This window comes from Brachyspira pilosicoli (assembly GCF_008016535.1).
In the GTDB taxonomy this organism is placed as follows: domain Bacteria; phylum Spirochaetota; class Brachyspiria; order Brachyspirales; family Brachyspiraceae; genus Brachyspira; species Brachyspira pilosicoli_A.
The window spans coordinates 1-14,707 of sequence record NZ_SAXY01000056.1 but is presented as its reverse complement, the minus strand read 5'-3'; the positions used below and the strand labels follow the sequence as shown (position 1 = coordinate 14,707).

General features: G+C 28.7%; 10 protein-coding genes and 2 pseudogenes. 7 read left to right on the top strand and 5 right to left on the bottom strand.

Annotated elements, in window-relative coordinates:
- The 5 genes from EPJ72_RS09440 to EPJ72_RS09420 form a co-directional block, all read left to right on the top strand.
- On the top strand, positions 1-776 hold a 776-nt coding region (locus tag EPJ72_RS09440; protein WP_147731917.1), incomplete at its 5' end, for an integrase core domain-containing protein.
- Positions 777-913: 137 nt separating this feature from the next.
- The gene (locus EPJ72_RS09435; protein ID WP_147731916.1) at positions 914-1,849 is read left to right on the top strand and encodes a DDE-type integrase/transposase/recombinase; all 936 of its coding nucleotides are present in this window, start codon (positions 914-916) and stop codon (positions 1,847-1,849) included.
- A gap of 83 nt (positions 1,850-1,932) precedes the next feature.
- On the top strand, positions 1,933-4,497 hold the full coding sequence (gene glgP, locus EPJ72_RS09430) for an alpha-glucan family phosphorylase (RefSeq protein ID WP_147731915.1): 2,565 nt from the start codon (positions 1,933-1,935) through the stop codon (positions 4,495-4,497).
- A 236-nt stretch (positions 4,498-4,733) separates the two neighbouring features.
- Positions 4,734-5,432, top strand: a complete 699-nt coding sequence (locus EPJ72_RS09425; protein WP_147731914.1) for a DUF554 domain-containing protein — start codon at positions 4,734-4,736, stop codon at positions 5,430-5,432.
- Positions 5,433-5,470: 38 nt separating this feature from the next.
- Positions 5,471-6,586: a hypothetical protein gene (locus EPJ72_RS09420; RefSeq protein WP_147731913.1), complete on the top strand. Its 1,116-nt coding sequence runs from the start codon at positions 5,471-5,473 to the stop codon at positions 6,584-6,586.
- A gap of 17 nt (positions 6,587-6,603) precedes the next feature.
- Here the strand turns inward: EPJ72_RS09420 and EPJ72_RS09415 are convergent, their stop codons facing one another.
- Together EPJ72_RS09415 and EPJ72_RS09410 are read right to left on the bottom strand one after the other, a co-directional pair.
- Positions 6,604-7,440, bottom strand: coding sequence for an Rpn family recombination-promoting nuclease/putative transposase (locus EPJ72_RS09415; protein WP_147731912.1), 837 nt, complete (start codon positions 7,438-7,440; stop codon positions 6,604-6,606).
- Positions 7,441-8,179: 739 nt separating this feature from the next.
- Positions 8,180-8,851: pseudogene (locus tag EPJ72_RS09410) on the bottom strand (IS1595 family transposase).
- A 71-nt stretch (positions 8,852-8,922) separates the two neighbouring features.
- Here EPJ72_RS09410 and EPJ72_RS09405 point away from each other — a divergent pair.
- A complete protein-coding gene (locus EPJ72_RS09405; protein ID WP_147731911.1) occupies positions 8,923-9,315 on the top strand; it encodes a hypothetical protein in 393 nt (130 codons plus the stop codon).
- 24 nt (positions 9,316-9,339) lie between these two features.
- On the opposite strand, the gene carB is transcribed toward EPJ72_RS09405, so the two are convergent.
- Both carB and carA read right to left on the bottom strand, forming a co-directional pair.
- Positions 9,340-12,531 (bottom strand): carbamoyl-phosphate synthase large subunit, encoded by a 3,192-nt coding sequence (gene carB, locus EPJ72_RS09400; protein WP_147731910.1) that lies wholly within the window; start codon positions 12,529-12,531, stop codon positions 9,340-9,342.
- The gene (gene carA / locus EPJ72_RS09395) at positions 12,524-13,609 is read right to left on the bottom strand and encodes a glutamine-hydrolyzing carbamoyl-phosphate synthase small subunit (protein WP_147731909.1); all 1,086 of its coding nucleotides are present in this window, start codon (positions 13,607-13,609) and stop codon (positions 12,524-12,526) included. The genes carB and carA overlap by 8 nt, the downstream gene beginning before the upstream one ends.
- A gap of 262 nt (positions 13,610-13,871) precedes the next feature.
- On the opposite strand from carA, the pseudogene EPJ72_RS13640 reads away from it, so the two are divergent.
- Positions 13,872-14,040, top strand: a pseudogene (locus EPJ72_RS13640) (suppressor of fused domain protein); the annotation flags it as partial.
- A gap of 465 nt (positions 14,041-14,505) precedes the next feature.
- Here EPJ72_RS13640 and EPJ72_RS13065 read toward each other — a convergent pair.
- A partial coding sequence (locus EPJ72_RS13065) for an IS3 family transposase (RefSeq protein ID WP_158636870.1) occupies positions 14,506-14,707 on the bottom strand: 202 nt, incomplete at its 5' end.

Below are 14,707 nucleotides of genomic sequence, written 5' to 3'. Positions count from 1 at the left end.
CATTCTATTCTATTATAAAACCTAAATCTACTGCACCTAAAACTAATAAAAATAAATTGAAAAATAAAAAGATTATTAAAAGAATAATTGAAATAAGAAAATTATATGGTTATGGTAAATTAAAAATAAAAAAACAATTAGAGTTAGAAGACATTAAAGTAGGAACAACAGCTATAGAAACTGTCCTAAAAGAAAATAATTTGTATAGGAGCAAAAAGAAAAAAATTAAGAGAAAGCATAAAGGAAAACATGCGATTTATATCAAGGAGGCAGGAGAAAAGGTACAAATAGATGTCAAATATGCTTTTTTTGGAGAAATACGTTATTATCAATTTACTGCTGTAGATTTAGCAACAAGAATGAGCTTTAGATATTTATACGATGAAAAAAGTCCATACAGTACCATTGATTTTATGAAACGACTTATAGATTATTTTCCTTTTAGAGTACATTGTATTCAAACAGACAATGGTACAGAATTTACTTACCGTAAACATTCATTTGACATAGAACACCCATTAGATATATTTTGTAAGAAAAACTATATTAAAAGGGTTTATAGTCCAATTGCATCACCTTGGTATAATGGTGTAGTAGAGAGTACACATAGGCTAGACCAAAAAGAATTTTATGATTTTTGTACTAAAGAACTAACTTTACAGAAAGCAAATAAAAACATACAAAAATATAATCATTTTTTCAATTATAAACGAATACATTCTGCTTTAAATTATGATACGCCTATGCTATACTTTAATAAATTAAGGAATTCCTAACTGCAATATGTTTAGCACCTGTGCAATCGCTATTTTTTATTGTTTAGGAGTATGAGATATTGGACATTTTTTAGTATAAAAAAAGCAGTATCCTTGTTATAATATTTTGATATATAAAATAAATAAAGGATACTACTATGAAAAGAGATTATAGCACAGAATTTAAATTATTTATAGTGGATAAAGCATTAAAAACTAAAAATATTAAAAGATTTTTAAAGATAGAAGAAATACCCAAATCTACTTTTTATGCTTGGCTTAAAAAATATAAAGACACTGGAACTGTCGCCAATTTTAGCACTAGACCAAAAACTTCCCCAAATATCTTTAATAATCAAGAAGCTATTAATTTAATTATTAAACTCTATACTAAAGAATATCGAGGTAAGCATTATATTAAAGCATATTTAAATCGTGAAGGCATTAAGATAGGTGTTACAGCTATAGAGAATGTACTAAAAAGAAATAATCTTTGGAGATACAAAATAAAAAAGAAAAAGAAGCGATATGATAAGCGTAAATTTGTCTCTAAAATACAAAAAGAAGGCAAAATAGTTCAAATAGACACTAAATATATCAAATTAGGCAGAAAAAGAGTTTATCAATTCACTGCTGTAGATTTAGCTGCTCGTTATAGTTGGAGAGAAATCTATGAAGATAAAACACCTTCTAGTGCTTTATCTTTCTTAAAATATGTCTTAAAAACTTCACCTTTTAAGATACAGGCTATACAAACGGACAATGGTATGGAATATACTTATCGCTGTATTAATACTTCTAAAATCAATATTTTTGATGAATACTGCTTAAAAAATAAATTAGAGAGGAGATATATTCCTGTAGCAACACCAAGATACAATGGTGTAGTAGAAAGAGTACACGGCATAGACGAAAGAGAATTTTATTCACGATTAAATAAAAATATCACAGTAGAATTATTGAGAGAAAAATTAAAAGAATATACACATTTTTATAACAATCAAAGATTGATTTCTTCGTTAGGTTATATTACAATCAAAGAAAGAATCAAAAATATTATAGCAAGTAAAAGTACAATATCTATGGCTCCATGACAAGCTACGTATAAAAATACATTGCTTTTATTGTAAAATTATTATACAATGAAATATCTAAATTTTAAAGGGCGGTAATATTTATGAAAGTAAGTAAATACATGGTTTCACCTTCTATACCAAAAGAGTTAGAACCATTAATGGAAATAACTAAAAACTTTTGGTGGTGTTGGAATCAGAAAGCAATTAATTTGTTGAGGAACATAGATATTGACAACTGGGATAAAAAAGACCATAACCCTATAAGGCTTTTAGGGGAATCTTCACAGGAATGTTTCGATACTATGCTTCATGATGATGCGGCTATGATGAACTTAGCTGAAGTTTATGATGAGTTTAAGACATACATGAATCAGGAAACTTGGTATGACAGTTTAGATGATTCTCAAAAGACTAAAAATGAAAAGATTGCATATTTTTCTTTTGAATATGGTTTGCATGAGTCTTTGCCTAATTATTCAGGCGGTTTAGGAATATTATCTGGAGACCATTTAAAATCTGCAAGCGATTTAGGTTTGCCGTTTGTTGCTGTTGGACTTTTATATAGAAAAGGTTATTTTAGGCAGTATTTAAATGCTGATGGCTGGCAGCAGGAATATGATATAGAAAATGACTTCTTTAATTTAGCATTAGAAAAGGTATTAGATAAAAACGGCGAGACAATGAAAGTTGATGTTGATTTACCCGGAAGAAAAGTTTATGCTCAAATTTGGAAGGCTAATGTTGGAAGAATAGAGCTTTATTATTTGGACGCTAATATAGAAGAAAATAGCGTAGAAGACAGAGATATTACGGCTCAGCTTTACGGCGGTAATTTAGAGACAAGAATACAGCAAGAGATACTTCTAGGTATTGGCGGTATTAAGGCATTAAATAAACTTGGAATTAAGCCTACTATTTATCATATGAATGAAGGACATAGTGCTTTTCTTTCTTTAGAGAGAATGAGACAGCTTATGGAAAACAATCATCTTGATAAGAATGCGGCAAGAGAGGTTGTTTATAGTTCTAACGTATTTACAACACATACACCTGTACCTGCAGGTAACGATATATTTCCTATGGATATGGTGCAGAAATATTTTAGCGAGTATGTTAAGCATATTGGTATGACTATGGACGAGTTCTTAAAACTTGGAAGAATTAATCCAAACGATAATAAAGAAAATTTCTGTATGACAGTTTTAGCACTTAATTTATCTGCTGAAAATAATGGAGTAAGTTTGCTTCACGGACATGTTTCAAGAGCTATGTGGAAAGATATATGGAAAGGTGTTCCAGAAGATGAGCTTCCTATTGATGCTATTACTAATGGTATTCATACATTAAGCTGGATTTCTTTTGATATGCAAAACTTATTAGATAGATATTTAGGTCATCGTTGGAGAACTAAGCCTTTAGAGCATGAGATTTGGGAGAGGGTGCAGAGAATACCTGATGCTGAACTTTGGAAAACTCATGAGAGAAGAAAAGAGAGATTAATAGATTTTTGCAGGACTAGATTAAAATCACAAATTACAAACAGAGGCTTTACTAAAAATGAAATAGAGTACGCTGACCAAATACTTTCTTCAGATGCTTTAACTATTGGTTTTGCGAGGAGATTTGCTACATATAAAAGAGGTACTTTATTATTTAGAGATTTAGACAGATTAAAAAAGATATTAAATAATAAAGATAAGCCGGTACAAATAATATTTTCAGGTAAGGCACATCCGCATGATAATGGCGGTAAAGAGCTTATTAGAGAGATATCTGAAATTTGCAGAAGAGAAGATTTTAGAGACCATATAGTATTTTTAGAAGACTATGATATTAATGTAGCAAGATATATAGTTCAGGGGGTTGATGTATGGCTTAATAACCCAAGAAGACCATTAGAAGCTAGCGGTACAAGCGGTATGAAAGTTCCGCCTAATGGTGGTTTAAACTTCAGTGTATTAGATGGTTGGTGGGACGAGGCTTATGATGCTCAAAATGGCTGGGCTATTGGTAATAGAGAACAGTATTCAGATTTAGAGTATCAAGATGAGGTTGAAAGTAAGGCTATATATAATGTATTAGAAAATGAAATTATTCCTCTTTATTATAATAACAGAGGAAGAGATGATATACCTCGTGAATGGGTTGCTGCTATGAAATGGAGTATGCAAACTGTTTGTCCGGTATTTTCTACAAATAGAATGGTAGCTGATTATTATAATAAGTTTTATAATAAAGCTAGCAAAAGATATTTGCATATGATTAATAATGATTTTGAAAAGTCTAAAGCATTAAAAGAATGGAAACAAAATATATATTCTAAATGGTCTAAAGTTTCTTTTGAAAACACTATTTCTGAGATGCCTTCAAGAAATTTAAAAGTTGGAAGTCAATTTGAAGTGAAAACTATAGTAAATCTTGGAGATATAGCACCTGATTCTGTGAGAGTTGAACTTTATTATGGTAAATTAAGCATGAAAGAAGATATTATAGAGCCTTCTATTGTTGAGATGAAACATTCTGCTGATTTAGGTAATGGAAGACATTCATTCAGCGGTTCTTTAGTATGCAGCAATAGCGGACAGAGCGGTTTTGCTATAAGAATGTACCCATACAATAAAGATTTAAGTTACAAATTTGATATGAAGCTTATTATTTGGAGCTAATATTATTTTGATTTAGAGATATTAAAGGGTTTAACTTAAATAATTAAGTTGAACCCTTTTTATTTGTATATGTATAAACAATTATATTTTATCAATTTGTATTTTTGCAAAAGTGTTATCAGATTTTTAGAATAACAAAAAGTTTTTAAGCATATGATTTTTAAAAATACAATTTTTTGAAAAATCTTAAAATTTTTACTATATATTAATTTATTATTTTTTATAAGGATAAAAATATGTTGGCTGTGTTTATTAATATGATTACAGTATTTGTTGGTTCTATTATTGGAATTATATTTAAAAATAATTTATCAAAAAAATATGAGAGAGTTGTATTTATTTCTGCGGGTATTATATCTTTGACTATAGGTATTTCTATGGCTATTATAACTGAGCATATACTTATATTTGCCATATCTATTATGCTTGGAGGGCTTACTGGAACCATGCTTTCTGTAGAAGAAAAAATAGAATCTTTTGGAAAGTTTATAAAAAAAACTTTTTCATTTAAAGATAATGCAGGTAATTTTAGTTTAGGTTTTTTAACATCATCAATACTTTTTTGTTCTGGTTCTATGTCTATAGTAGGTTCTTTTCAGGCGGGCACTAACGGCAATTACGATTTAATATTTACTAAAAGTGTGATAGACGGTTTTGTTGCTATATTTATGTCTACAGTTTATGGTGTTGGGGTTGCTTTTTCTATAATTAGTATATTTGTTTATCAGGGGGCTTTAACTTTACTTTCTTCTTTTTTAGAGCCTTATGTTTCTCAAACTATGCTTAATGAGGTTTCTGCTGTTGGCGGAGCTACGGTTATGATGATAGGGCTTAATCTTCTAAATATTACTAAAATTAAAACAGGGGATTTTTTGCCTGCTTTGATTTATGCTATTTTTTTGGTATTAGTTATACCATATATTTCTTTTTTATGATATAATTAAAATATTACCATTTTTTACTAGGATTATTTATGAATACTGTTTTAAAAAATTATTTGGAATATGCTAAAGCAAAGTCAAATATAGATGAAGTTCAAGATACAAAATTAATTAAAAAAAATGAAAAATTTTTAAAATTAAAAGAATTAGAGCATTCTGATGATATGCCTGCAATATGCAAAGAGATTTCACTTGCTCTTAATGATATGGATATATTAAAATCTTTTAGTGCTTCTAATTTTATTGCACATTCATTTTATCATGATGACAATATTGATGAAGAGATTGGCAAAAGAATAATAGATTTATTTTACAAGAATATTTATTATGCCTGCAAATATATAAATGATGCTGCTTTAGCATACAACATAGATGAAGATGATTTAACTGCTGATGATATAGACAATTTAGATATTGATATAATGTATAGAATAGATTATGAGGCACTTGCTTCTTTTACAGGTATTGACACTATGATTCCTGCTCTTATGACTTTAACATGCGGCAATCTTAATCTTCGTGAGTATTTTAGGAGTTTAGAGCCTACTGAATATATAGAGTATATAGAAACTTATATTCCTAGTATGAGATATTTGCATGTTGGAATTGATGCTTCATTAAAAACAAAAATACTTGTATTATCTCCAAAGGCTGAGAGGGGATTTTTTATTGAAACTGCCGATACTAACAATTGTTTTCATTTAATTACACTTCTTGAAAATGAGATTTACAATAAAAAGTTATTAAAGAGATATGGAATAGATAATTTTGAGTTTAATGAGTTGGTTTATAAAGTGGCAAAAGGGGAGGAGTATTCTCAAGAGATTATTGAAACAACTGCCCATCAGCAATACTATACAATATATGCTTTGCAAAGTGACGGTTCATACAAAATAGAAGATGATAATGGAGAGCTTGATTTGGATAATATTTTGCATAGCGATATTTCTCCAGAGGATATACCGCAAATTGAAGGCATTCCTATTATTATAATAGACAGTGAAGGCATGTGGAATAAGCCTATAAAGTGGGATAATAGTTATTTTACAAAGCTTCATCAGAAGTTAAACCCATATGTTAATATATTGGATGAGATTACAGACGAAGAATATAAATCTTGGATAGAGAAGATAAAGAAGTTTAATTAATTTTTATAATAGTTTTGTTACAGTTTTTCTATTTCTTCTGTAGATAGACCTGTACTTTTTTTTATTAATTCTATATCAAGACCTAATTTTTTTAAATTTCTTGCTATATTTAATTGTTCTTCCTTTTTTCCTAATTTTCTTTCTTCATCTAAAAGAACTTGTTTATCATATGAATATATTTCTTTTTTCTCATATTCAGACATCATTAATTTACTTTTTATGAAATTATTATATCTTTTTTGTACTTCTTCCATTAAAGGTTTTTCTTTTACTATATCTGACATAGAAGCCTCCAAATTTTTACTTGTTAAAAAAGTTATCCAGCAATTTAAATCTTTGGATAAAATATTCTTTTTGAATTTTTTTAATTCTATAATATGTATTTGTAAATGGTCTGTTAATAATTTTTTATTATTTATTTCATAAAGCATATAACTAGAATGTATGTTTTTTAGATTTTTATCTAAATTAAAATTAAGTAAATTAATACTTATAACAGGTGTTAAATTATCGTATTTTTCACCCTGTTTTAATAGTTTACTATAATTAGCTGCCCAATAATATAAAATACGTTCTGGAAATCTTGAATTACCTTGAAGCTGTATTTCTATTATTACAATAGTTCCATTTTGAGTTATACATTTTACATCTACTATTGTTTCTTTATTATTTTTATTTTTCTTATGATTGAATGGAGTTAATATTTCAACAGAACGAAAAGTTTTCATTTTAGCATTAAGCATTACAGAATTAATAAAGTCTAAAAGTATAGTTTCAGAGCCTTTATCAGAAAAAAGGTATCTTATAAAATAATCGTTCAATGGGTTAAAATGTTTTTTTATATTATCTTTCATATAGTAGTATTATACTAAAATAATTTTAAATTGTCAAAATAGTATAGACATAAACAACTATATTTTGTATATAAGTTTTTTATTCAACTTTTTCCCGCCGCAAAAAGTTGCAAAAAGTGCAATTATTAGAATTCTAATAATATGTATAAAATATTAGATAATAACTGTTTTTGAGTTAAAAATGCAGTTGTTTTGCTTCTTTTATACCAATACCACAGGCACTTCCTTTGGTCGCCCTGAAGGACTCCCTACGGTCGCTGTGCGGACTTCGTCAAATATACTTTTTTATGAAATACCTATTATCAAATTACTTCTGTAGATTTATCTAGTAGAATTAGATTTAAATATTTATACATGAAAGAAGTTATAATAACACTATTGATTTTATTGTTTTGTAATTAAAACCAAATTTATACTAAATTAATTTATATCTTTGTAAAATTTTAGATGTATTTGATACATTGCCTGCCCATGAATTTAAATAATAACTTGAATTATAGTTATAATCAAACGAATTATCCATTATATACAGATGTAATTTATTATCTATAAGTTTGAAATTAATCACATCTTTTTCAATAAAATAATTATGTTTTATATATAAAAGATCTATATTATCATTTTTATATTTATTTCTAATGCTATCAAGCCAAGATATTGTATTGAAAATATCTAAATTATTAAATAATTTATAATATTCAATATAAACCATTAAAATTTTAGGGGCTGTCCTAGATAACTAAAAAAGCTCCTTTTTTGCTAAATTGTATATAATTTCCAACTGTTTGTCAACTTTTGGATTATTAAATCTAAATTGACATTCTTTAATAAATAAGTGAAAATGTGCTTTTGGTATTCCATTAAATTTACGAAGATGTCTTTTCGCTTGATTCCAAAAATTCTCTATACCATTAATATGGTTCTTTTCTTCAGCAAACTTTTCACTATGATTAATTCTAAAGTGCTTAAATTCAGAGACATCTAATACATCATAACTATGATAATAATCTGAGTAAACTATACTATCAGGCTGTACTTTTTGCCTAATAATAGGCATTAATTTTAGTATTATTTATTATTTTTATATATACTTTTCCGCCTCTTTTTAATAAACCAAACACTGGTATTTTATATGCAAGCTCCTCTGCCTCTTTTTCCTTTTCTTTTGCCTCCAAAATAACTTTACGAAGTACACCCTTGCGGTGCCATCTGCTTCTATTTCTACATTAAAAACTTCTTCTTCTTTTTCTTTCTCATATTCAAATATTAATTCTCTTAATCTTAAAAAATAATACGAAGCTGCAGTCTTATTAACCTTAACTAAAACTGAAGCTGTCCTTGCTGTAGTTCCTGCTGCAAAATGTTCTATTAATTTTAATTGTTTATCTTTACTTAATTTACTGCGTTTCATACTTAAATTTTAACAAATTTAAGTTATCTAGGACAGCCCCATATATTTTAGTAATTAAAAAGGCGGTTTATATGGAAATAGGTGCTTATAGAAACAATACTTTAAATAATATTTCAGCTATTTCAGCAAATAAAAAAACTCCAATAAGTGAAGTAGGTGTATGTAAGACTTGTGCTAATAGAACATATCAAGATGGTTCTAATGATATAGGAGTATCTTTTAAAACACCTACACATATAAGCCCATCTAATGCACCATCAGCTGTAGCCTCTCATGAACAAGAGCATGTTGCAAATAATGAAAGAAATGCTCAAAAGTCTGGAGGTGAAGTTTTATTTCAAAATGTTACATTAAGCACATCTATATGCCCAGAATGTAAGAGGGTATATATTTCTGGCGGTGTAACAAAGTCTGCAATATCAGCCCCAAAAGATAAGGGAAGTAATATTGATGCTTATGCTTAATAATTAGCAAAAAATTAAATATAATCAAGCAATAGGCATTATACTAAAACTCATAGATTCTATTACTCTAAGCAAAGCATATGCTGTATCTAATGAAGTAATACATGATATATTATTTTCAGCAGAAGCACGTCTCAATTCTAAACTATCAGAATGAGTTTTGCTGTTGGTTGCTATTGTATTAATAACATAATCAACTTTTCCTAGTCTTATAGTATCTATTATATCTTCAAATCCGCTTTCATAAATCTTTGAAACTTCTTTTATATAAAGTCCTTCTTTTCTTAAGAAACTAGCAGTTCCTTTTGTAGCATATATTCCATAACCTATATTAGAAAATCTCTTTGCCATGTCTATAATTTCAGGCTTATCATCATCTGCTATTGTAAAAAGTACATTTCCTTGAAGAGGTATTTTTATTCCGCTTGCAATTAGTGCTTTATATAATGCTTTTTCAAAGTTAATATCAAAGCCCAATGCCTCGCCTGTACTTTTCATCTCTGGACCAAGCACAGTGTCTACTCTTCTTAATTTGGCAAAAGAAAATACAGGAGCTTTAACAAATACTTTATCAGATTCTTTTTTATATAAATCATTATACCCTTGCTCTTTTAATGATTTACCAAGTATGCACATTGTAGCAATATTAGCCATAGGAACATTAGTTATCTTGCTTAAGAAAGGCACTGTTCTGCTGCTTCTAGGATTAACCTCAAGAACATATACATTATCATCTCTATCAACTATAAATTGTATATTGTAAAGCCCTATAAAATTAAATCCTTCTCCTATTCTTTTGGTATAATCAATAATACTATCTTTTACCTTTTTAGAAATAGTTTGAGCAGGATATACGCTTATAGAATCGCCAGAGTGAATGCCTGCTCTCTCTATATGCTCCATTATTCCGGGTATAAACACATTATGCTCACTGTCAGCAATAGCATCTGTTTCTATTTCTTTTCCTACAATATATTTATCAATTAATATAGGAGCTTTATTGCTAACTTCTTTTACAGCAGTTTCCATATATATTTTTAAAGCATCATCATTATAAACTATCTCCATAGCACGTCCGCCTAATACATAACTAGGGCGCACCAAAACAGGATATCCTATTTTGTTTGCTATCACTAAAGCCTCATCAACTGTTATAGCAGTTTGCCCTTTAGGCTGAGGTATATTTAATTCTTTAAGCATCTCTTCAAATTCATGTCTGTCTTCTGCTTTGTTAATATTTTCTAAAGAAGTGCCAAGTATATTAACCCCATGCATCACAAGTTTTTCAGCTAAATTGATAGCAGTCTGCCCGCCAAATTGAACAATAACTCCTTTAGGTTTTTCAAGCTCCACTATATGCATAACATCTTCTATAGTTAGAGGTTCAAAATAAAGTTTATCAGATATAGAGAAGTCTGTTGATACAGTTTCAGGGTTGTTATTTATTACTATAGCTTCATAACCTGCCTCTCTTATAGTCATAACAGAATGCACAGTAGAATAATCAAACTCCACACCCTGACCAATTCTTATAGGTCCAGAACCTAAAACTATTATGCTTTCTTTGTCGCTTTTAATAGATTCATTTTCTTTTTCATAAGTAGAATAAAAATAAGGCGTCTCACTTTCAAACTCTCCAGCACAGGTATCAACCATTTTATATACTGGAACTATATTATTTTCATGTCTTAATTTGTATATATCAATCTCTTCCACTCCCCAAACTTTGGCTATATAACTATCTGAAAAACCTCTTTCTTTAGATTCTCTTAAAATATCTATATCCATTTTGTTTTTAGATAATTTATTTTCTAACTCTATTATATTTTTTATTTTATCTAAAAAGAATTTATCAATATGAGTGATGTCTATTATGTCTTTTATATCTTCTTTTCGTCTTAGAAGTTCAGCTATAATAAATATTCTCAAATCATCTCTTAACTCTATACGCTCCCATAGTTTTTTTGTGGTATATTCAGACACATCTTTATGAATTATGTGATCGCATTTTATTTCAAGAGAGCGAACAGCTTTTAAGAATGATTCTTCAAAACTTCTTCCTATACTCATCACTTCTCCTGTAGCTTTCATCTGTGTACCTAATTGTCTGTCGGCATTAGGAAATTTATCAAATGGAAGTCTTGGAAATTTTGTAACTATATAATCAATAGAAGGCTCAAAGCAAGCAAAACTTTTTTTAGTGATAGGGTTAAGTATTTCATCTAAAGTCATGCCTACTGCTATTTTTGCACTTATTTTGGCAATAGGATAACCTGTAGCTTTACTTGCCAAAGCACTTGAACGAGATACTCTAGGATTAACTTCTATTATATAATACTTAAAACTATGAGGGTCTAATGCAAGCTGCACATTACAGCCGCCGCATATTTTTAAAGCTCTTATTATTTTAAGGCTCACATTTCTAAGCATTTGATTTTCTCTGTCGCTTAATGTTTGACAAGGAGCAACTACTATACTATCTCCCGTATGTATTCCAACAGGGTCAACATTTTCCATATTACATACCACTATTGCATTGTCATTATTATCACGCATAACCTCATATTCTATTTCTTTATACCCCGCAATGCTCTTTTCAACCAAACATTCATGAACAGGGCTTATTTTTAAACCAGTCTCGCATATCTCAATTAATTCTTTTTCATTGCGTGCAAATCCGCCCCCAGTTCCTCCAAGTGTATATGCAGGGCGCACTACCAAGTGATAGCCTATTTCGTTTGCAAACTCTATTGCCTCTTCAACACTATGCACAATAACGCTTTCAGGTACTGGCTCATTTATATCATTCATAAGCTTCTTAAAAAGCTCTCTGTCTTCTGCAGAGTTAATAGCATTCAAATCTGTTCCTAATATTTCTACATTATATTCATCTAGTATACCGCTTTCAGCAAGCTCAACTACTAAATTTAAACCAGTCTGCCCGCCCAAAGAACCTAATATAGCATCTGGTCTTTCTTTATAAATTATTCTCTTAGCAAAATCCAAATTAATAGGCTCTATATAAACTTTATCAGCTACAGCCGCATCAGTCATTATTGTAGCAGGATTTGAATTAATTAGTATAACTTCATATCCTTCCTCTTTTAAAGACTGACAAGCCTGTGTACCCGCATAATCAAACTCTGCCGCCTGTCCTATAATTATTGGGCCTGAACCTATTACTAATATTTTTTTTATATCTGTTCTTTTAGGCATTTTTCTCTCCGTAATTATTATTCATCATATCAATAAACTTATCAAATAAATATTTGCTGTCCTCTGGTCCGGGATTGGATTCTGGATGATATTGAACAGAGAATACTGGGAATTTTTTATGTTTTACTCCCTCGCAGCTTTCATCATTTAGAGATATATGAGTTAAAATTAAGTCTGTATTTACTAAACTCTCTTTTTCAACGGCATAACTATGATTTTGACTTGTAATGCTTACTTTGTTAGTTTCCAAATCTTTAACAGGATGATTGCCGCCTCTGTGTCCAAACTTTAATTTGATTGTATTAGCACCGCATGCCAAACTTATTAATTGATGCCCCAAACATATTCCAAATATTGGTACTTTTCCTATAAGTTCTTTTATTGTATTGATTGATTCTTTTACATCTTTTGGGTCGCCTGGTCCATTTGAAAGCATTACTCCATCTGGATTTAAACTCATTATAGTTTTAGAATCTGTATCATATGGTACTACTATCAAATCACAATCTCTTTTGCTTAACTCTCTTATTATTCCAAGCTTTGCACCAAAATCCATTAACACAACTTTTTTACCCCTATTTGGTATAGGAAAGGCACTTTTTGTGGAAACTCTTTTAACATGGTCATTCATATATGGTGTATCTTTTAGCATTTTTACTATATCATCTTTATTTTCTATAGTGTCGCTCATTATAGCTTTTAATGTACCTACTTCTCTAATCTTTTTTGTTATAGCTCTTGTATCAATATTATCTATGGCAGGAATATTTTTTAGTTTCAAAAACTCATCTATACTTTCTGCATTCCTAAAGTTATTAGGACTTTTACAAGCCTCTTTTACTATAAGACCGAATATTGCAGGATTAAGACTTTCAAAGTCATCTCTGTTTATACCATAGTTTCCTATTAAAGGATAAGTCATAACAGTTATTTGCCCGCAGTATGATAAATCGGATAACACTTCCTGATAACCTGTCATAGATGTATTAAAAACTAATTCACCTATTTTGAAATTATCAGCACCAAAACCAATGCCTTCATAATGGCTTCCGTCTTCAAGGATTAAATAACGTTTCAAATTTTGCCTTCCTATTATTCTAAATTTTTTTTAGATTTTTACTTAAAATAAAAAAAAGATTGGAAATTAACAAAAAGTCAATCTCCAATCTTTTTCTAAGATTATTATAAAACTGCTTAACTCGCAGAATTTTTTTCGTTGTAAAATGTTTGAAAATCATAGCCTTGTTTTAATTTATTTTTATTTTTAATAAATATAACATATATAATTAATATTACAATCACTTTTTATCAAAACAAAATAAATTAAATAATAATTATATGAAGCAGGAGAAATAAATACTCCAAATGGAAAAGTTATTTTTGTTGAGCTTTTAGGTGCAACAGATGCTGAGCTTAATGCTATATATGATAAAAAAATTACAGTAAAAGACTTGGCTCAAAAAAATAGGAACGGATATAACAGATTATAATAGAGAATCTTTATTATAAATTATAAAAACTGATTATTAAAAAACTAAATTAATGAATAATTTAACTTGTAATTTATCAAATATTTTAAAACAATATATACTAGAAATTTTTAAGTTTTTTGTTTGCAGGGCTTTGCCCCACACCCCAGTTCTTTTATTGGTATAAAAGAACCAAAAGAACTGCATTGTTTATCTTAAAATGTTGGTATTATTTTATAGTTTATACATATTCCAAATATACAAAGCTAAAGCACTTGTACTTTTTGCAACTTTTTGCTACTGGAAAAAGTTGAATAAAAAATCATATAACAAAATATAATTATTTTAGAATATATTTTTTATATATAAAGCCAAAATATTTGTACTTTCGAGAAGCATGCCTGAAGGGCGAAAACTTTTTGCTGCGGGAAAAGAATAACAAAAAAATTGACAAACTTAAAAATTTTTAATATATTACAAAATTTTTTATTTAATAGTAATTATGTCATGGAGCCATAGATATTGTACTTTTACTTGCTATAATATTTTTGATTCTTTCTTTGATTGTAATATAACCTAGCGAAGAAATCAATCTTTGATTGTTATAAAAATGTGTATATTCTTTTAATTTTTCTCTCAATAATTCTACTGTGATATTTTTATTTAATCGTGAATAAAATTCTCTTTCGTCTATGCCGTGTACTCTT

Excerpts from the sequence above, each read along its gene's own strand:
- EPJ72_RS09405 (WP_147731911.1), top strand. The coding sequence starts at position 8,923 with ATGGAAATAGGTGCTTATAGAAACAATACTTTAAATAATATTTCAGCT.
- carB (WP_147731910.1), bottom strand. The coding sequence starts at position 12,531 with ATGCCTAAAAGAACAGATATAAAAAAAATATTAGTAATAGGTTCAGGC.
- glgP (WP_147731915.1), top strand. The coding sequence starts at position 1,933 with ATGAAAGTAAGTAAATACATGGTTTCACCTTCTATACCAAAAGAGTTA.
- EPJ72_RS09420 (WP_147731913.1), top strand. The coding sequence starts at position 5,471 with ATGAATACTGTTTTAAAAAATTATTTGGAATATGCTAAAGCAAAGTCA.
- EPJ72_RS09435 (WP_147731916.1), top strand. The coding sequence starts at position 914 with ATGAAAAGAGATTATAGCACAGAATTTAAATTATTTATAGTGGATAAA.
- EPJ72_RS09425 (WP_147731914.1), top strand. The coding sequence starts at position 4,734 with ATGTTGGCTGTGTTTATTAATATGATTACAGTATTTGTTGGTTCTATT.
- EPJ72_RS09415 (WP_147731912.1), bottom strand. The coding sequence starts at position 7,440 with ATGAAAGATAATATAAAAAAACATTTTAACCCATTGAACGATTATTTT.